Genomic DNA, 19229 nt, shown 5'->3' with positions numbered 1-19229 from the left:
GATGACGCGCGCTCACGCGATGCTCACCGTCCAGTCCGGCGACGTGAAGCTCGCCGTCTACGTCAGCGGGTCGCGTCGCGCGCCGCCGCTGATCCTCGTGCACGGCTATCCCGACTCGGCGGCCGTGTGGGCGCCGATCCGTGCGCGGCTCGCGAAGCGCTACCGCGTGATCGCATACGACGTGCGCGGCGCCGGCGCATCCGATGCGCCGCGCCGCCGCGCCGACTACACGCTGGAGCGGCTCGCCGGCGACCTGAAGGCGGTGGCCGACGCGACCTGCGGCGGCCGGCCGTTCCACCTGGTCGGCCACGACTGGGGCTCGATCCAGTGCTGGGAGGCCGTGACCGATCCGGCGTTGCGCGGCCGCATCGCGTCGTACACGTCGATTTCCGGTCCATGCCTCGATCACGTGTTCCGCGCGAAGATGCGGCTCAGGCAGAGCCTGAAGTCGTGGTACATCGCGTTCTTCCATCTGCCGGTCGTGCCGTCGCTGGCATGGCGGCTCGGCGGGGCCGCGCTGTGGCCGCGCTGGCTGCAGCTCACCGAACGCGTGCGCGCCGAGCCCGATCCCGTGCAACTGAAGAACGCGCTGAACGGGATCCAGATGTACCGCGCGAACTTCCTCGCGCGAGCGCGCAAGCCGCGTGAACGGTACGCACAGGCGCCGGTGCAGATCCTGGTGCCCGTACGCGACCGCTACGTGACGCCCGAGATGTCGGTCGGCCTCGACCGCTGGCTCGGCGAGCACGTGCGCGAGGAAATCGACGGCACGCACTGGATCGTGCTGCGCCACCCGGACATGATCGCGTCGCGGATCGACCGTTTCGCGGCCGCGCACGAGCGGCCGGCGGACGCCGCAGTACCGGCGGCGGCGCCGGCCACGCGAACGGGAGCGGCCGTTCAGCGCAGCGGCGGCAGGCGCCTGAACAGCGTTTCGTAGTCGATCACGAGCCCGTCATCGTCGATGTCCATCTCCGCCGTGAAATTCCGGAAGATGCCTTCGTAGCGATAGCGGCGGCCCGGCTCGATGCACGCATAAGCCTGCTTCACGGGCGTGACTTTCAGATCCGGCGTCGAGATGTACGCGACGTCGATCGGCCGCCGCTCGCCGCGCGCGAGGCCGAGGCGGCCGATCGGCAACGCATTCGTGAACGGCGTCGCCGCGATGTCGATGTCGATGCAGCCATCCAGCTCGTGCAACTCCTGGCCTGAGCCGTCGCGCCAGTGCCCGGCCCCGTCGCCGTGCAGCTCGAGCGTGCCGCCGCCCATCACCTTGAGCACCGCGTAGGTCACGCGCCATTGCGCATCGCACTCGACCCGGTACGCGAGCCCGTACGCGCGGCCGTACCGCTGGCCGACCACCGCGCTTTCGACGACGATCGCACCGTCGCTCCGGTCGAACGTCAGATGTTCGACCCCGTCGCCTTCGAGCGACGCCCACCGTACCTCACGCATGTTTCCGCCTCCCGGTTTGCCCGCCACGGGGCATCGTTGCACAAATCCTGACTATCCAGGATTCCCTATTCCGGTGCATGGGATTGTGTCCTATGCTCGCGGCTCGTCCAGCTCCGCCGCCATCATGCCGACCGCCCGCCCCGCCACGCCATCGATCGACCTGCGCATCCTGCTGCGCGGCATCGGGCAGGTCGTGCTGCAGGCGAATGCGCTCACCGGCGCGCTGCTGCTCGCCGCGCTCGCGCTGACCGATCTGCGGCTCGCGTGCGCCGCGCTGGTCGGCTCGGCCGCCGCCAGCATGACCGCCGTGCTGACGGGCGCCGAACGCCGCGACGTCGAACGGGGGCTGCACGGCTTCAACGGCGCGCTGGCCGCGCTGATCGCCGTGCTGTTCGCGCCCGCTCAACTCGCCGCGGTCGCGCTGGTGCCGCTGGTTGCCATCGGCGCGGCGCTCGTGCAACGCGCGATGCGCATGCCGCTCGCCCGCTGGCGCCAGTGCCCGTATTCGAGCCCGTGCCTGGCCGTCACCGCGCTGTGGCTGCCGTTCGTCGCATTGCAGCATGCGGACGGCGCGAACGCCAGCCCGGTGCTCACGTTCGATTCCGCCGCCGACGCGCTGCTGTCGGGCGTCGCCCAGACCACCTTCGCGCACGGCGCGTGGGCCGGCGTGCTGATCGTCGCCGGCCTCGCCATCGCGTCGCGCCGCGCGGCCGCGTTCGCGCTCGGCGGCGCGCTCGTGTCGACCGTGTTGCTGGTCGCGCTCGGCGCAAGCGGCGCGTCGTTCGCCGACGGCCTGCTCGGCTTCAACGGTGCGCTCGCCGCGCTCGCGCTGATGCCGCGCGGCCCGCGTGCGGCGCTCGCGGCCGCCGCCCTCGCCGCGCTGATCCAGTGGCTCGCGACGTGCGTGGACGTCCCCGTGTTCACGGCCCCGTTCGCGCTTGCGTCATGGGTAACCGTAACCGTCGCGCGCCGCTTCACCCTCGGAGAACCCGATGTCGTCATTCGCACACCGTCCTGATGCCGTGAAGCCCGGCGGCCCGATTTCGGACGCCGAACGCAAGCTGCGCGTCGACCTCGCCGCCGCGTACCGGCTCGTCGCGCTGAACGGTTGGGACGACCTGATCTACACGCATTTGTCCGCGACCGTGCCCGGCGAGCCCGGCCACTTCCTGATCAACCCGTTCGGCCTCACGTTCGACGAGGTGCGCGCATCGAACCTCGTGAAGATCGACCTGGCCGGCAACCGGATCGGCGACGGCGAGCACGCGGTCAACGTGACCGGCTTCGCGCTGCATGCGGCCGTGCACGCGGCGCGCGCCGACGCCGTGTGCGTGATGCACCTGCACAATACGGCCGGCATCGCCGTGTCGATCCAGCGCGACGGGCTGCTGCCGGCGTCGCAGCATGCGCTGCGCTTTCATGGCGACCTCGCGTACCATGACTACGAGGCGCTCGCGTTCTCGCCGGCCGAAGGCGCGCGGCTGACCGCGAGCCTCGGCGCGAAATCCGCGATGCTGCTGCGCAATCACGGCACGCTGACGGTCGGCCGGACCGTCGCCGAAGCCTATGTGCTGATGGATACGCTGATCAAGGCATGCGACATCCAGTTGCGCGCGCAGGCAGGCGGCGGGCCGCTCGTGCTGCCGGAGCCGGCCGTCGCCGAACGCACCGCCGAGCAACTGCGCGATGGCGGCGCGATCGAAGGCGAACTGGAATGGCCGGCGCTGCTGCGTCGCCTCGACCGGATCGATCCGTCGTATCGCGACTGACGCCGCATCCGCCCGACCGAATCGCTCATCGTCAATCGTTCAATCCCAACCGGAGCATCCGCCATGCCGACTTTCAATATCCAGCTGTTCGAAGGGCGCACCGTCGACCAGAAGCGCGCATTCGTCGAAGCGATCACGCGCGTCACGTGCGAGACGCTCGGCTGCACGCCGGGCTCGGTCGACATCATCCTGACCGACGTGAAGAAGGAGAACTGGGCGACCGCCGGCAAGCTGTGGAGCGACGAGGGCTGAGCGACGAAGGCACCGTCGCTTCCGGCCCGCCCGTCCTGCCGTCAACCCTGCACCGCGGCGCCCGCTCAGGACGCCGCACGCGGGCGCTGCCGTCCGCCTCCGTTGTGCGCCCGCACATCGCTTTGTCACGCAATCGGCGCATAATGCCGGACAGACGCAGCAGCCGATGGCCACCCGCCCAGGAGACCGCCATGGAAGCGAAGAACGAGGAAGTCGTCGCACACCTGCTCTCCGACGTCGTCGAATTCGCGCGTGCGCGCCTGCCCGAAGCCACGTTCCGGATCGTCGAACCCTTCCTGCGTCATTACTACGATTTCGTCGACGCCGACGATCTGCAGAACCGCGGCATCGCCGACCTGTACGGCGCCGCGATGGCCCACTGGCAGACCGCCCAGAAATTCGTGCCCGGCAGCGAACGCCTGCGCGTGTACAACCCGATCCTCGAACAGCACGGCTGGCATTCCGACCACACGGTGATCGAGATCGTCAACGACGACATGCCGTTCCTCGTCGACTCGGTGACGATGGCCATCAACCGTCTCGGGCTCGCGCTGCATTCGGCGCTGCATCCGGTGTTCCGCATCTGGCGCGGCGCCGGCGGCGGCATCGAGCGCGTCGACGCGGGCGGTGCGGCCTCCAGCGACGGCCAGTCGCAACTCGCTTCCTTCATCCATTTCGAAGTCGACCGCTGCGGCGACGCCGCACTGCTCGACACGCTGCGCGGAGACATCGCACGCGTGCTCGGCGACGTGCGCGCGTCGGTCGAGGACTGGCCGAAGATCGTCGACATCGTCCGCGCGACGATCAAGGAGATGAAGGCGCGCGAATCGAGCGCGGAGGACATCGAGGCGCGCGCGTTCCTCGAATGGATGGCCGCCGACCACTTCACGTTCCTCGGCCAGCGCGACTACGCGCTCGTATCGGACGGCACGGGCTTCGGCCTGCGCGGCATCGAGGGCTCGGGCTTCGGCATCCTGCGCGAATCGCTGCGCACGTCCGGCGCACCCGACGTGACGCCGCTGCCGCCGGCCGCGGCCGACATCATCAACGGCGCATGGCCGATTTTCCTGACCAAGGCGAATTCGCGCGCGACGGTGCACCGCCCCGGCTATCTCGACTACGTCGGCGTGAAACTCGTCGGCGCCGACGGCAAGGTCACCGGCGAGCGACGCTTCATCGGGCTCTACACGTCGACCGCCTACATGGTGTCGAGCGCCGAAATCCCGATCGTGCGCCGCAAGTGCGCGAACATCGTGCGGCGCGCGGGCTTCCTGCCGAAGGGGCATCTCGGCAAGTCGCTCGTGACGGTGCTCGAAACCTATCCGCGCGACGAGCTGCTCCAGGCTGACGAAGACCAGCTCTACGACATCGCGCTCGGCATCCTGCGCCTGCAGGAACACCAGCGCACGCGCCTGTTCGTGCGGCGCGACCGGTTCGACCGCTTCGTGTCGTGCCTCGTGTTCGTGCCGCGCGACAAGTACAACACCGACCTGCGCCGCCGCATCGCGAAGCTGCTGGTCGACGCGTACAACGGCGTGAACGTCGAATTCACGCCGCTGCTGTCGGAATCGGCGATCGCGCGCATTCATTTCGTCGTCCATGCCGAACCGGGCACGATGCCCGACGTCGACACGCGCGAGCTCGAAACGCGGCTCGTGCAGGTGACGCGCCGCTGGCAGGACGATCTCGCCGACGCACTGCTCGACGCATTCGGCGAAGAGCAAGGCAACCGCCTGCTGCAGCGCTATGCCGAGTCGTTCCCGGCCGGCTATCGCGACGACTATCCGGCGCGCACGGCCGTGCGCGACATCGAGCTGATCGAGCGCGTGAAGGGCTCGGGCCAGCTCGCGATGAACCTGTACCGGCCGATCGAGGCCGAGCCGCGCGCGTTCCGCTTCAAGGTGTATCGCGCGGGCGACCCGATCGCGCTGTCGCGCAGCCTGCCGATGCTCGAACATCTCGGCGTGCGCGTCGACGAGGAGCGGCCTTACCGGATCCAGACGCAGGATGGCGCGCATGCGTGGGTACACGATTTCGGCCTGGAGCTGGCCGACGATACCGAGTTCGACATCGAGCGCGTGAAAGGCCTGTTCGAGGATGCGTTCGACCGGATCTGGAGCGGCCGGATCGAGAACGACGACTTCAACCGCCTCGTGCTGCGCGCGCACCTGAGCGCACGCGAAGTGACGATCCTGCGCGCGTATGCGAAATATCTTCGGCAGGTCGGCTCGACCTTCAGCGACGCGTACATCGAACGCGCGCTGACCGGCAACCCGGCAATCGCGCGGCAACTCGTCGAGCTGTTCGTGCTGCGCTTCGACCCGCGTATCGGCGACACGCGCGACGTGCAGGCCGAACGGCTGCTGAAGGCGATCGAAGGCGCGCTCGACCAGGTGCCGAACCTCGACGAGGACCGCATCCTGCGCCAGTTCCTCGGCGTGATCAACGCGACCGAGCGCACGAACTACTTCCTCGCCGACGCGAACGGCGAGCCGAAGCCGTACCTGTCGTTCAAGTTCAATCCGGCGAAGGTGCCCGGCCTGCCCGAACCGAAGCCGATGTTCGAGATCTGGGTGTACTCGCCGCGGGTCGAGGGCGTGCACCTGCGCGGCGGGCGCGTCGCGCGCGGCGGCCTGCGCTGGTCCGATCGCCGCGAGGATTTCCGCACCGAGGTGCTCGGGCTGATGAAGGCGCAAATGGTGAAGAACGTCGTGATCGTGCCGGTCGGCTCGAAAGGCGGCTTCGTCGTGAAGAACCCGCCGCCGCCGAGCGATCGCGAAGCCTGGATGCGCGAAGGCATCGCGTGCTACCAGACGTTCCTGCGGGGGCTGCTCGACCTCACCGACAACCTCGCCGGCAACGCGATCGTGCCGCCGCCCGACGTGGTGCGCCACGACGCCGACGATCCGTATCTCGTCGTCGCCGCCGACAAGGGCACGGCCACGTTCTCCGACTACGCGAACGCGATTTCGCACGAATACGGCTTCTGGCTCGACGACGCGTTCGCGTCCGGCGGCTCGGTCGGCTACGACCACAAGAAGATGGCGATCACCGCGCGCGGCGCGTGGGAATCGGTGAAGCGGCACTTCCGCGAGATGGGCATCGATACGCAGACCACCGACTTCACCGTGGTCGGCATCGGCGACATGTCCGGCGACGTGTTCGGCAACGGGATGCTGTTGTCGCCGCATATCCGGCTCGTCGCCGCGTTCGATCACCGGCACATTTTCCTCGACCCGAACGCCGACCCGGCGACGAGCTTCGCGGAGCGTCAGCGCATGTTCGCGCTCGAACGCTCGAGCTGGGCCGACTACGATACCTCGGTGATTTCGGCGGGCGGCGGCGTGTATCCGCGCACCGCGAAGACGATCCCGCTGTCGCCGGCCGTACAGGCCGCGCTCGGCATCGACGCGCACGCGCTGCCGCCGACCGAGCTGATCCGCGCGATCCTGCAGGCGCCGGTCGACCTGCTGTACAACGGCGGCATCGGCACCTACGTGAAGGCGGCGCGCGAAACCCACACGCAGGTCGGCGACCGCGCGAACGACGCGGTGCGCGTGAACGGCGCGGACCTGCGCTGCAAGGTCGTCGGCGAAGGCGGCAACCTCGGCTGCACGCAGTTCGGCCGCATCGAGTTCGCGCAGCGCGGCGGGCGCATCAACACCGATGCGATCGACAACTCGGCCGGCGTCGATTGTTCGGATCACGAAGTCAACATCAAGATCCTGCTTGGGCTCGTCGTGTCGGATGGCGAGATGACCGAGAAGCAGCGCAACGCGCTGCTCGCCGAGATGACCGACGAAGTCGGGCTGCTCGTGCTGCGCGACAACTACTACCAGACGCAGGCGCTGTCGATCGCGGGCCGCTACGCGGTCGAGCTGCTCGACGCCGAGGCGCGGCTGATGCGCTGGCTCGAACGCGCGGGCCGCCTGAACCGCGTGATCGAATTCCTGCCGACCGACGACGAAGTCGCCGAACGGCAGGCCGCGAAGCTGGGCCTCACGTCGCCGGAGCGCGCGGTGCTGCTCGCGTACAGCAAGATGTGGCTCTACGACGCGCTGCTCGAATCCGACGTGCCCGAGGATCCGCTGGTGGCCGCGATGCTCGTCGACTACTTCCCGAAGCCGCTGCAGCAGCGCTTCAGCGAGCCGATGCGCCGCCATCCGCTGCGCCGCGAGATTCTCGCGACGCACCTGACCAACGCGCTCGTGAACCGCGTCGGCTGTGCATTCGTGCACCGGCTGATGGAGGAAACCGACGCGCAGCCGGGCGACATCGTGCGCGCATGCATCATGGCGCGCGACGTGTTCGACCTCGATGCGGTATGGCGCGACATCGACGCGCTCGACAACCGTGTGGCCGACGACGTGCAGGCGCGCATGTTCATCGACGTCGCGCGGCTGCTGGAGCGTGCGGCGCTGTGGTTCCTGCGGCATCTGCAGTCCGGCGCGGTGGCCGACGGCGGCGTCGCCGAACTGATCGCACGCTGTCGCGATGCCGCCGCGCGGCTCGCGCCGCAACTGCCGTCGCTGCTGCCGGCCGACGATCTCGATGCGCTGTCCGAACGGCAGCGCGCGCTGGTCGACGCTGGCGTCGACAGCGCGCTCGCGGTACGCGTCGCGAGCGGCGACATCTCGGCCGCGCTGCTCGACATCGCCGAAGTGGCGGCGACCTGCAACCGCAGCCTCGAACTCGTCGCCGGCGTCTACTTCTCGCTCGGCACGCTGCTCAATTACGGGTGGATCGGCGACCGCGCGGCGAACCTGCCGACGCCGACGCACTGGGACATGCTCGCCCGCGCCGCCGCGCTCGCCGAAGTTGCGCGGCTCAAGCGCACGCTCGCGACGAGCGCGCTCGCGGAATCGCCGGATTCGACCACGCCGGAGACGATCGTCGGCGCGTGGCGCGCGCGCCGCGAGGCCGCGCTCGCGCGCTACGAGCACCTGCTCGCGGATCTGCGTGCGTCCGGCGGCGCGAGCCTCGCGGTGCTGCTCGTGGTCGTGCGGGAAATGGCCGTGCTCGAACGCGCATGACGATCGCGACGGGTCAGACCGTCGCGACCAGCAGCTCTTCCGCGCGGTTCGGCGGCCGCAGACCGTCCGTGCGCCCGGCGAAATAACGGCGCGTCAGCTCGGCGGCCGACACGTGTTCGGCCCGCGCGAAGCCGGCCTCCCGTGCGAGCGCCTGGATCTCGGCCGGCACGAAGAAGCTGATGAACGGCGTGCCGCTCGCCCGCGCGCCCTTCGCGGCCATTTCCAGCCCCGGGCGCACGTCCGGATCCGCCTGCTCCAGCGGCAACAGGAAGGTCATCGCGAACGTCGAATCCGGCGCGAGCGACGCGACTTCGCGCAGCGCGGCCGCATTCGCTTCGCGCGTCAGATACATGCTGACGCCGGTGGAGACCACGACCGCCGGCTGGCCGGCATCGAAGCCCGCGCCGACGAGCGCGTCGCGCCACGACTGCTTCGCCTCGAAATCGACGGGCACGAAACGCAGCCAGTCGGGCACGCCGAAACCGAGTTCGACCAGGCGGCGCTGCTTCCAGCGCTGCGGCGCCGGCTGGTCGACTTCGAACACCGTCACGCGCGACGCCATGTCCGGCCGGCGCTGCACGAAGCTGTCGAGCCCCGCGCCGAGGATCACGTACTGGCTCACGCCGCGCGCGGCCTGCTCGGCCACGAGATCCTCGATGAAGCGCGCCCGCGCGACGATCGACGCGCGAAACGGCCGCGTGAACTGCGGATCCATGTCGCCGCGCTGCTGCCAGCCGGGTGCCGGCGCGAGCAATCGCAGCCCGATTTCGTCCGTGAGCACGTGCGGCGGCGCATCGAGTGCGACGTGCAGCGCACGCCACAGCGCGACGCGCGCGGCCGTGCTGTCGGGCGCGTCGTCTTCGCGGAGATCCGTCATGTCGATCTCACGCGCGCTGCTTGCCCGGCGCCTGCAGGCGCCACACCCGGCCGTCCGGATCGCGCACGGTCATGTCGCGCGTGCCCCAGTGCGTATCCTCGAACCGCGTGACGACATCGACGATCGGCTGGGGCTGCACCGCCTGCTCGTCGGCCACCTTGATCACGACCTGCATGTCGGGCGTTTCGCTCGGCGGCACTTCGGCGATGAACAGGAACGGACCGTCGCCGCGGCGCAACTGGCCCGAATTGTGGTCGGTTTCGAATTCCAGCCTGAAGCCCAGCGCCTGAAAGAACTTCGCCGACTTGCCCCAGTTGTGCGTGGTCAGATACACGGCTTCGATTCGCTCGGACGACATGTCACTCCTCCTGGTTGGACGGTTCCGCGCCGGGCGGCGGCGCGGCCAGATACGCGCGCAACGCGTCGGCCACCAGCGCGGACAGCGATTGCTCCGTCTCGATGGCGCGATGCTTGACCTGCCGGATCAGGCCGAGCGGCAGGTACACGTTGAATTGCTTCACTTCTTCGTCGGTCATGGATACTAGTATGCTAGCAATCTAGCAAAAGTCAATCGGGGCGATGGTGGATGGATCGCGGCCCGCGTGCGGACCGCCGTCGGATTTCGTGCGTCCGCGTTACCGCGCCGTTCGCGCCGCAAGCCGTACAAACAGCGCGTCGAGATCGAATCCCGCCGTATCGATGCCGATCGTGTCGCGCAGGCACGCGGCCCAGTCGGCTGCGTTGTCGAAGGCGACCGTGCGCCCGGCCCCCGCCGCGTCGCGCAGCGTCAGCACGGTGTTGAGCAGCGCCGCGCGCCCGTCCGGCAGCACGCGGCACGCGATCAGGTCGTTCACGAAGATCGATTCGGGATACGTCGACGTGAACCAGTTCGCGGCCTCGTAATCGATCCACTCGGCCGGCTTCAGCGAGAAGCGGTAGGTCGTCTGCCAGCCGTCGGGAATCTCGAACTGCATGTCGAATTCGCCGACGACCGGCGCGTCGATCACGCGAAACGCGCCATGCGGCGTCTGTTGCCGCTCGCCGGGCACGAAGCGCAGCGGTGCGGTCAGCGTCGCGCTGCCGAAGCCGATGTCCGCGAGCCACGCCGCGCCGTCGAGATCGATGCGCAGCAGCATGTGCGTCTGCGCGGTGACGACCTCGGGCGGCCGCATCCAGCGCACGCGCGCGATCAGCGGCGTCACGCAAAAACCGATCGTCGTGAGCGCGGTGTGGAACAGCTTGTTGAGTTCGAAGCAGTAGCCGCCGCGGCGACGTTCGATCACCTTGTCGACGAGCGCGGGCAGATCGAGCGCGACGCGCGCGCCGGTCAGCGGATTGAGGTTTTCGAACGGAATCGCCTGCGGGTGCAGCAGATGCAGCCGGCGCAGCACGTCGAGCGTCGGCTCGGCCGGGCCGTCGTAGCCGATGCGGGAGAAATAGCGCGAGAGATCGAACAAGTCAGTCATGAACCGGCACCGATAAGGGAACACGCCACGATAGCATCGCGCGAAATCCCCATGGTGGGCGGGACTATTGTTCGCGGTCGACGCGCGCGATGCCGGCCACGCATCGCGCGCGCATCGGCGCCCCGTTATGGCAGCAGCTTCAACGCGGACGACGCGACCGACGGCACCGAAATGCCCTGGCTCGTCGCGAACTGCACGGCCTGGCCGAGCGTCGCCGCGAGCGACTGCAACTGGCCCGGCGCGCTTTGCGCGATATACGTCGCGGCCTGCATGTTCTGCGGATTCAGGCCCGCCTGCAACAGCGACGCGGCGCTCGTCGAGCCGAGACTGCCGAGCCCCGACTGCAGTTGCGAATACTGCGTGAGCCCCTGCCCGAGCGACGCGAGGCCGTTGCTGAACGCCTGCTTGTCGATCGGGCCGTGCGTCGCGCCGCCGCTCGCGAACGCCTGGCCAAGCGCCTGCGACACCGATTGCTGCGCGCCGCCCATCTGCGACAGCACCGCCGGCGACAGCGCGTCGCCGCCGGACAACTGGCTCGCGGCCTGCTGCGCCTGCCCGGCCGCCCCCGTCAGCCCCATCGCCGACGCGAGCGACGACTGGCCGCTCAGCACCTGCTGGTTCGCGCCGACATACGCCTGCAGCAACTGCGCGATGCCGCCCTGCGCCGGCGCCGCCTGCTGTTGCCCGCCGCCGAGCAGCGACGCGCCGATCGACTGCAGGTCGAGTTGCGCGTGTGCGGCGCCGCTCGCCAGGATGCCGAACGCGATGCCTGCCGAGGCCAGATGCCGGCCCGTCGCGCGAATGTGCTTCATGTTTCCCTCGTGCCCGAATTGACGAGGCAATATTGTCGAAGCGCGTCGCGCGCCGCCGCAACGACTGAAACACATCGAAACGAAATCAGGCGGCGCCGCCGCTTGCAATTCGGCCGCCGACGCGCCCCGTCGCGCAGATTCGCGTACGTTTGCCGCGCGATGCCGTGCACGCGTCGCGATTCTTTCTCCGGCTGCATCAATGGATGCCGGTTCCGGCCTGCGCCGACGAGCGTCGCGTCGAACGATGCAAAACCCGACGGACAGCGCGTCGCTGCCCGTTTCGTCACCCGGCTACCGGCTGCGACCTGCCGGCCGCGGTGTTACGCAGCCATCCACGCCGGCACGCGCCGGGCGACCCAGTCGGCCGCCCGCTCGTAGCCGCGCGCAAGCTGCAGCACCGCGAGATCGGCGCGCGGACGCCCGATCAGCTGCATGCCCGTCGGCAGCCCCGCATCGTTGAACCCGACCGGCACGTTGATCACCGGGCAGCCGGCCAGCGTCCACGGCACGACCGTTTCCATCCAGCGGTGATACGTGTCCATCGCGCGGCCCGCGATCTCCTTCGGCCAGCGCTGGTCGACGTCGAACGGGAACACCTGCGCGGTCGGCGCCGCGATGAAGTCGTAACGCTCGAAGAAGTTCAGCACCGCCTGATGCCACGCGGTCCGTTCGACGCTCGCGTCGAACACGGCCGCGCCCTGCATCGCGAGCAGCCCCTCGACCTCGTAGATCGCCTCGGGCTTCAGCAGCGCGCGGCGCGCCGGATCGCGATAGTGCGCGAGCAGGCCGCCGCCCGACAGCAGGTGCCGATGCGTGAGCCACAGGCGCCAGATCCGGTCGGGCGCGAACGCCGGCAGCGCGGCATCGACGTCGCAGCCGATCTCGCGCAGCGTCGCCAGCCCGTGCTCGCACTGCGCGAGCACGCCGGCCTCGGTCGCGAGATAGCCGTTCCAGTCGCCGACCCACGCGATGCGCTTGCCGCGCAGGTCCGCGTCGAGCGGCTGCGCGAACACGGCCGGATCTTCCGCGAGCGACAGCGGATCGTGGCGGTCGTAGCCGGCCTGGATCGCGAGCAGTTGCGCGACGTCGCCGACGGTGCGGCCCATCGGCCCTTCGATGCCGAGCTGCTGCATGAACACGTCGACGCCCGGCCAGCGCGGCACGCGCCCCTGCGACGGACGGAAGCCGTAGATATTGCAGAACGCGGCCGGATTGCGCAGCGACCCGCCGAAATCGCTGCCGTCCGCCACCGGCAGCATCCTCGACGCGAGCGCCGCCGCCGTGCCGCCGCTGCTGCCGCCCGCGCTCTTCGTCAAGTCGTACGGGTTGCGCGTCGCGCCGTAGACCTCGTTGAACGTGTGCGAACCGAGTCCGAACTCGGGCGTATTGGTCTTGCCGATGAAGATCGCGCCCGCCGCGCGCATCCGTGCGACGCCGACGGAATCGGCGTGCGGCACGTTCTCGCGGAAGATCGGCGAGCCGTAGGTGGTCCGCAGCCCCTTCGTCATCGCCAGATCCTTCGGCGCCTGCGGCATCCCGTGCAGCCAGCCGCGGTACGCGCCGCGCGCCAGTTCCGCATCCTTTTCCGCGGCTTCCGCCAGCAGCGCAGCGCGGTCGCGCAGCGCGACGATCGCGTTGATCGCGCCGTTCACGCGCTCGACGTGATCGAGATACGCGCGCATCGTCTCGACGCACGACACCGCCTTGCTGCGGATCGCCGACGCGAGCTCGCCGGCCGACAGGCGCACGATCGGATCGACGGAAATGGAAGCGGGAGCGGGAGCGAGAAGCTGCGGGGCGCCGTGCGGCATGCGGGTCTCCTGGAACCGGAATGGAATGGCGGGCCGCTCGACGGCGCGCGCTCCCATGCCCGCCGGGAGGCGGCCGCGCCGCGGCCGATGCTCTACTCTACGTGACGCCGGATCCCCGACCTCCGATATTTTCCGTCGCGATTCATTGAGGATCCGACTGAATCCGGGCGCTCCATGCCAAACTCGCAGGCCGTCACGGTGGATGAAATCGTTTATGCGCATAAACTTAAATTTCTTATATTTTTAATCGCTGCGTCACGGGACCGCGCGCGTTAACGACATTTTTACGCGGCCAGCCGATCTCTTTAGATCGTTTCGTCAGGCCGCCCGCTACGCTGAAAGCACTTCGTTTCCGGGTTCATCGTCCATGCTCAAGCTGCTGGTTCCGGTCGGCCACTCGCCGCGCTCGCTTCAGGCGGTTCGCCACGCGACATTCCTGTATCGCGAGCGCTGCGCATCCGAGGTCGTGCTGATCAACGTGCAGGCGCCGCTCGAATCGACGCGGCTCGAGGCCTATCACCCGCTGTCGCGGTTGCGCGCGATCGAGACACGATTCGCGACCGACGATCTTGCGATGGCCGAGCGCATCCTGCGCGATGCGGGCGTGAAGTTCAGCGTCGTGATGAAGGTCGGGCCGGTGGCCGATACGATCGCGGCCGCGGCGGCCGAAACCGGGTGCGACGAGATCGTCGTGGCCGCGCCGAGACGCGATCCGCTGCACGCATTGATGTCGGTGTTTCGGCGCAGCGTGATGGCCCGGCTGGTGCGGATTTCGAATGTGCCGGTGACGGAGGTGCAGTGACGGGAGCGGCGCGGCGCGCGTACGCATCGTGCGCACGCCGCCGCGCAGCCCTCAGTCGATGGCCTTGCGCCAGAACACGAAATAGGCGGCCGCCGACGACGCCAGCAGCAGGATGGCCCACATCGGAGCAAGACTGATCAGGACGGACGAGACGTTCAACATTTGGATTCCTCACTATTTCGACAGCGATATTCAATACCTGCCTGCTTGCCGGACCCGATGCGTTGACCCGCATCGCGTTCCGTCAAGTCATGCATTCATGCTATCGCCTTGAACGGCCGCGCGACCGCCGCCGCCCGCCCGTACCCTGACATTCGTCAAACTCGCGCGCATTGCCTGCCCGCCGAACGGCGACGGAAAAAACAGGACAGGATCGCCCCGCCCCCGCTTTCAGCAGACGTTTACCGGGGGAAGCCCCAAGTGCTTCGTCGAACGTGTCCGCGTTACGCTTGAGCGACGAGGAGACGAACCATGAGACGAGCCGTCCATATCGCTGTTTTTGCCCTGCTGGCGTATCTCATCGGCGATCGCGCGATCCTGCACGCGCAGGGCCGCGACGCCAGCCCGCTCGCCTGCGAGCAAGGCGCCGCGCAGGTCAAGGCCGACGCGCTCGGTCGCGGCTTCGGCGAAGCCGCCGCCGGCAGCCAGAGCGAGGCCTTCATGTCGGGCTGCCTGGTGACGGGCCGAAGCGATCAGGACGTCGCGATGGCGGCCCGCTGACGCGTATCATCCGGCGGCGAGCCGGCCGCGCCCCACGTCGCGGGCGCGGGCGCCGATTCGCGCGGCCTGCCGCCGCTTTCCCGATCAACGTTTCGACGGACGTCGCCGTCCGCCCCCCCTTTCCCGCTACACCCGACATGACGCATCCGAACACCGAGTTGATCCAGCGCTTCTACACGGCCTTCCAGCAGCGCGACATCGACGCGATGCTCGCGTGCTACGCCGACGACATCGTATTCAGCGATCCCGCGTTCGGCGAACTGCGCGGCGAGCACGCGCGGGACATGTGGCGGATGCTCGTTGCGCGGGCCCAGGAATTCTCGCTGACGTTCGGCGAAGTCGCCGCGGACGACCAGACCGGGCGCGCGAAATGGACCGCGCACTACCGGTTTGCCGCGACCGGACGGATGGTGGTCAACCGGATCGACGCGCGCTTCCGGTTCCGCGACGGGCGCATCGTCGAGCATCGCGACCATTTCGACCTGTGGCGCTGGGCGCGCCAGGCGCTCGGAATGAAAGGCGCGCTGCTCGGCTGGACGCCTTTCGTGCAGCGCGCGATCCGTGCGCAGGCGCGCAAGAATCTCGACGCGTATCGCGCCAAACGGCAATAAGCCGCGCCGCGCGCGGCACCACCGCCCAGGCTTCGTCGCCGCGCCGATCTGGCGCGCATGTCGTGCGCCGGGATCGAGGAAATCGCTGTCGCTTGAGCCGATTCGACAGGCGTGCATCCGTTTCCGCCTCCCGCGCCGAAACCCGATTGCAAGCTGGGCGACAGGAAGCCTAGCCCCCGAACGCGCACCGTGTGTGCCGTTTCCTGCGTACTTGTGCAGATCGATTCGACATCCACGACCGGAGCGAACGCCCGACATCCGCCCGTCGAGCCGCGCCCGGCAAGGCCGTCGGCTCCCAGCTCCCAGCTCCCGCGGCATCTTCCGCACCAACTCTTATATAAGACATAAGACATTTGACGTTTGACACCATTGAGATTAGAATCCCGCTCAAAGCAGTGCCTGGAACAGCCCCGGAGTGCCGGCAAGGCCTTCCCCTCCAACGCAATATCAGCAGGTCTCCCCATGCTTGAAAACTTTCGTGCTCACGTGGCCGCCCGCGCCGCGCTCGGTATTCCTCCCCTGCCGCTGACGGCTCAGCAAACCGCCGAACTGGTGGAACTGCTGACGAACCCGCCCGCCGGCGAAGAGCAGACGCTGCTCGACCTGATCACCCACCGCGTCCCGGCCGGCGTCGACGAAGCCGCTCGCGTGAAGGCCGGCTTCCTGGCCGCCGTCGCGAAGGGCGAGACCGCCTGCCCGCTGATCTCGCGCGAACGCGCGACCGAACTCCTCGGCACGATGCTCGGCGGCTACAACATCCAGCCGCTGATCGAACTGCTGTCCGACGAAGCCGTCGCCGCGGTGGCCGCCGACGCGCTGAAGAAAACCCTGCTGATGTTCGACCAGTTCCATGACGTGAAGGAACTCGCCGACAAGGGCAATGCACATGCGAAGGCCGTGCTGCAGAGCTGGGCCGATGCCGAATGGTTCACGAGCCGTCCGGAAGTGCCGGAAAGCCTGACCATCACCGTGTTCAAGGTCACGGGCGAAACCAACACCGACGACCTGTCGCCGGCGCCGGACGCCACCACCCGCCCGGACATCCCGATGCACGCGCTCGCGATGCTGAAGAACGCGCGTCCCGGCATCACGCCGGAAGAAGACGGCAAGCGCGGCCCGGTCAAGTTCATCGAATCGCTGAAGGAAAAGGGTCACCTGGTCGCCTACGTCGGCGACGTGGTCGGCACCGGCTCCTCGCGCAAGTCGGCCACCAACTCGGTGCTGTGGTTCACCGGCGAAGACATCCCGTTCGTCCCGAACAAGCGCTTCGGCGGCGTGTGCCTCGGCGGCAAGATCGCCCCGATCTTCTACAACACGATGGAAGATGCCGGCGCGCTGCCGATCGAGCTCGACGTGTCGCAGATGAACATGGGCGACGTGGTCGAACTGCGCCCGTACGAAGGCAAGGCGCTGAAGGACGGCAAGGTCATCGCCGAATTCCAGGTGAAGTCCGACGTGCTGTTCGACGAAGTGCGCGCCGGCGGCCGCATTCCGCTGATCATCGGCCGCGGCCTGACCGCGAAGGCGCGTGAAGCGCTCGGCCTGCCGCCGTCGACGCTGTTCCGCCTGCCGCACCAGCCGGCCGACAGCGGCAAGGGCTTCTCGCTCGCGCAGAAGATGGTCGGCCGCGCGTGCGGTTTGCCGGAAGGCCAGGGCGTGCGCCCGGGCACGTACTGCGAACCGAAGATGACCTCGGTCGGCTCGCAGGACACCACCGGCCCGATGACCCGCGACGAACTGAAGGACCTCGCGTGCCTCGGCTTCTCGGCCGACCTCGTGATGCAGTCGTTCTGCCACACCGCCGCGTATCCGAAGCCGGTGGACGTGAAGACGCACCAGACGCTGCCGAACTTCATCAGCACGCGCGGCGGCATCGCGCTGCGCCCGGGCGACGGCGTGATCCACTCGTGGCTGAACCGCATGCTGCTGCCCGACACCGTCGGCACCGGCGGCGATTCGCACACGCGCTTCCCGATCGGCATCAGCTTCCCGGCGGGCTCGGGGCTGGTCGCGTTCGCGGCCGCCACCGGCACGATGCCGCTGGACATGCCGGAATCGGTGCTGGTCCGCTTCAAGGGCAAGATGCAGCCGGGCGTCACGCTGCGCGACCTCGTCAACGCGATTCCGCTGTACGCGATCAAGCAAGGCATGCTGACGGTCGCGAAGCAGGGCAAGAAGAACATCTTCTCGGGCCGCATCCTCGAAATCGAAGGCCTGCCCGACCTGAAGGTCGAGCAAGCGTTCGAGCTGTCGGATGCGTCCGCCGAGCGTTCGGCTGCCGGTTGCACGGTGCGCCTGAACAAGGAACCGATCATCGAGTACCTGAACAGCAACATCACGCTGCTCAAGTGGATGATCGCGCAGGGCTACCAGGATCCGCGCAGCCTGCAGCGCCGCATCGCCGCGATGGAACAGTGGCTGGCCGACCCGCAACTGCTCGCGCCGGATGCCGACGCCGAATACGCGGCCGTCATCGAGATCGACCTCGCCGACATCCACGAGCCGATCGTCGCCTGCCCGAACGACCCGGACGACGTGAAGACGCTGTCCGACGTGGCCGGCGCGAAGATCGACGAAGTGTTCATCGGCTCGTGCATGACCAACATCGGTCACTTCCGCGCCGCGTCGAAGCTGCTCGAAGGCAAGCGCGACATTCCGGTCAAGCTGTGGGTCGCGCCGCCGACCAAGATGGACCAGAAGCAGCTGACGGAGGAAGGTCACTACGGCGTGTTCGGCACGGCCGGCGCGCGTACCGAAATGCCGGGCTGCTCGCTGTGCATGGGCAACCAGGCACAGGTGCGCGAAGGCGCGACGGTCATGTCGACGTCGACCCGCAACTTCCCGAACCGCCTGGGCAAGAACACGAACGTGTACCTCGGCTCCGCTGAACTGGCGGCGATCTGCTCGCGTCTGGGCAAGATCCCGACCAAGGAAGAGTACATGGCCGACATGGGCGTGCTCACCGCGAACGGCGACAAGATCTACCAGTACATGAACTTCGACCAGATCGAAGACTTCAAGGAAGTGGCCGACACCGTGCAGATCTAGGCACGCAATCGGGCTGCGGCGGGTGGTCGACGTCGCAGCGCCCCGACAGGCGCCGCAGGCCGAAAGGCCGCGGCGCTTTTTTTATGCGGCGCGGAAACGACGTCGCGATCGACGCATCGCGGCGTGGATGTGGCAGCCCCGCCCGGCTCACGAAGACTCGCGCCGGATCACCAGTTCGTTGAAGCCGGTGCCCGCGTCCGGCTCGCGCGAGAAGCGATGCGCGGGCAGCAGCGCGAGCAGGATCTCGGCCGTCGTGCGCACCACGCAGCCGCTCGCGACATGGCCGCCCGTCACGCGGCCGGCTGCATCCGAGATCGATATATGAAGGTGCGCGCCGTCCGGCGATACGGAGCCGGCCAGCGTCAGGATTTCGAGGTCGCCGCGCAGCGCGGTCGGCCGATCGACGCCGGCGAAGCGCAACTGCGCGACGCTCAGGCTGCCGATGCCCTGGATCACGAAGGCCGCATGCGCATCGTGCTGGTGGAGCGCGGCCTCGATGGCGCCGCGCAGATCGTCGCCGGGGGAAAGACGCAAAGGATGGGCTTGCATGGTCGATAACCTGTCGGTCGATCG

The 19229-nt window shown here is 68.5% G+C and carries 17 protein-coding genes; 9 read left to right on the top strand and 8 right to left on the bottom strand.

Features of this window, described 5'->3' with window-relative positions; all coding sequences use genetic code 11:
- Position 1: 1 nt before the first annotated feature.
- Positions 2 to 940 carry an alpha/beta fold hydrolase gene (locus HWX62_RS22800; protein WP_175932587.1) on the top strand — a complete coding sequence of 313 codons (939 nt, stop codon included), beginning with the start codon at positions 2 to 4 and terminating at the stop codon, positions 938 to 940.
- Here HWX62_RS22800 and HWX62_RS22795 read toward each other — a convergent pair.
- Positions 901 to 1455, bottom strand: coding sequence for a putative glycolipid-binding domain-containing protein (locus HWX62_RS22795; protein ID WP_175932586.1), 555 nt, complete (start codon positions 1453 to 1455; stop codon positions 901 to 903). The genes HWX62_RS22800 and HWX62_RS22795 overlap by 40 nt on opposite strands.
- 124 nt (positions 1456 to 1579) lie before the next feature.
- Here HWX62_RS22795 and HWX62_RS22790 point away from each other — a divergent pair, with 124 nt between their 5' ends.
- The 4 genes from HWX62_RS22790 (at position 1580) to HWX62_RS22775 (ending at position 8509) form a co-directional block, all read left to right on the top strand.
- Complete coding sequence (locus HWX62_RS22790; RefSeq protein ID WP_175932585.1) at positions 1580 to 2473, top strand: urea transporter; 894 nt, start codon at positions 1580 to 1582, stop codon at positions 2471 to 2473.
- Positions 2448 to 3224 (top strand): class II aldolase/adducin family protein, encoded by a 777-nt coding sequence (locus tag HWX62_RS22785; RefSeq protein ID WP_175932584.1) that lies wholly within the window; start codon positions 2448 to 2450, stop codon positions 3222 to 3224. Before HWX62_RS22790 ends, HWX62_RS22785 begins: the two co-directional genes overlap by 26 nt.
- A 63-nt stretch (positions 3225 to 3287) precedes the next feature.
- A complete protein-coding gene (locus tag HWX62_RS22780) occupies positions 3288 to 3476 on the top strand; it encodes a 4-oxalocrotonate tautomerase (protein WP_175932583.1) in 189 nt (62 codons plus the stop codon).
- 191 nt (positions 3477 to 3667) lie between these two features.
- The gene (locus HWX62_RS22775) at positions 3668 to 8509 is read left to right on the top strand and encodes an NAD-glutamate dehydrogenase (RefSeq protein ID WP_175932582.1); all 4842 of its coding nucleotides are present in this window, start codon (positions 3668 to 3670) and stop codon (positions 8507 to 8509) included.
- Positions 8510 to 8522: 13 nt separating this feature from the next.
- On the opposite strand, the gene HWX62_RS22770 is transcribed toward HWX62_RS22775, so the two are convergent.
- The 6 genes from HWX62_RS22770 to HWX62_RS22745 all read right to left on the bottom strand — a co-directional run bounded on the left by HWX62_RS22770 (position 8523) and on the right by HWX62_RS22745 (position 13475).
- Positions 8523 to 9386 carry a class I SAM-dependent methyltransferase gene (locus HWX62_RS22770; protein ID WP_175932581.1) on the bottom strand — a complete coding sequence of 288 codons (864 nt, stop codon included), beginning with the start codon at positions 9384 to 9386 and terminating at the stop codon, positions 8523 to 8525.
- 7 nt (positions 9387 to 9393) lie between these two features.
- Positions 9394 to 9744 carry a VOC family protein gene (locus HWX62_RS22765; RefSeq protein WP_175932580.1) on the bottom strand — a complete coding sequence of 117 codons (351 nt, stop codon included), beginning with the start codon at positions 9742 to 9744 and terminating at the stop codon, positions 9394 to 9396.
- Between the two features lies 1 nt (position 9745).
- Positions 9746 to 9922 carry a ribbon-helix-helix protein, CopG family gene (locus HWX62_RS22760; RefSeq protein ID WP_175932579.1) on the bottom strand — a complete coding sequence of 59 codons (177 nt, stop codon included), beginning with the start codon at positions 9920 to 9922 and terminating at the stop codon, positions 9746 to 9748.
- A 99-nt stretch (positions 9923 to 10021) separates the two neighbouring features.
- Positions 10022 to 10852 (bottom strand): arylamine N-acetyltransferase, encoded by an 831-nt coding sequence (locus HWX62_RS22755; protein WP_175932578.1) that lies wholly within the window; start codon positions 10850 to 10852, stop codon positions 10022 to 10024.
- A 125-nt stretch (positions 10853 to 10977) separates the two neighbouring features.
- On the bottom strand, positions 10978 to 11664 hold the full coding sequence (locus HWX62_RS22750; protein ID WP_175932577.1) for a hypothetical protein: 687 nt from the start codon (positions 11662 to 11664) through the stop codon (positions 10978 to 10980).
- A gap of 320 nt (positions 11665 to 11984) precedes the next feature.
- Positions 11985 to 13475: an amidase gene (locus HWX62_RS22745; RefSeq protein WP_175932576.1), complete on the bottom strand. Its 1491-nt coding sequence runs from the start codon at positions 13473 to 13475 to the stop codon at positions 11985 to 11987.
- A gap of 367 nt (positions 13476 to 13842) precedes the next feature.
- Here HWX62_RS22745 and HWX62_RS22740 point away from each other — a divergent pair, with 367 nt between their 5' ends.
- The 4 genes from HWX62_RS22740 (at position 13843) to acnB (ending at position 18656) form a co-directional block, all read left to right on the top strand.
- The gene (locus tag HWX62_RS22740) at positions 13843 to 14277 is read left to right on the top strand and encodes a universal stress protein (protein WP_175932575.1); all 435 of its coding nucleotides are present in this window, start codon (positions 13843 to 13845) and stop codon (positions 14275 to 14277) included.
- Positions 14278 to 14748: 471 nt separating this feature from the next.
- Positions 14749 to 14997, top strand: coding sequence for a hypothetical protein (locus HWX62_RS22735; RefSeq protein WP_006487226.1), 249 nt, complete (start codon positions 14749 to 14751; stop codon positions 14995 to 14997).
- 137 nt (positions 14998 to 15134) lie between these two features.
- Complete coding sequence (locus tag HWX62_RS22730; protein WP_175932574.1) at positions 15135 to 15608, top strand: nuclear transport factor 2 family protein; 474 nt, start codon at positions 15135 to 15137, stop codon at positions 15606 to 15608.
- A gap of 462 nt (positions 15609 to 16070) precedes the next feature.
- Positions 16071 to 18656 carry a bifunctional aconitate hydratase 2/2-methylisocitrate dehydratase gene (gene acnB / locus HWX62_RS22725; protein WP_175924594.1) on the top strand — a complete coding sequence of 862 codons (2586 nt, stop codon included), beginning with the start codon at positions 16071 to 16073 and terminating at the stop codon, positions 18654 to 18656.
- A gap of 147 nt (positions 18657 to 18803) precedes the next feature.
- Here acnB and HWX62_RS22720 read toward each other — a convergent pair whose 3' ends face one another.
- A complete protein-coding gene (locus HWX62_RS22720) occupies positions 18804 to 19205 on the bottom strand; it encodes a PPC domain-containing DNA-binding protein (RefSeq protein WP_175932573.1) in 402 nt (133 codons plus the stop codon).
- Between the last annotated feature and the right edge of the window lie 24 nt (positions 19206 to 19229).

The organism is Burkholderia sp. BCC0506, assembly GCF_902833145.1.
GTDB lineage: Bacteria > Pseudomonadota > Gammaproteobacteria > Burkholderiales > Burkholderiaceae > Burkholderia.
The sequence above is the reverse complement of the archived record's forward strand: the minus strand, read 5'-3'. Positions and strand labels throughout refer to the sequence as shown.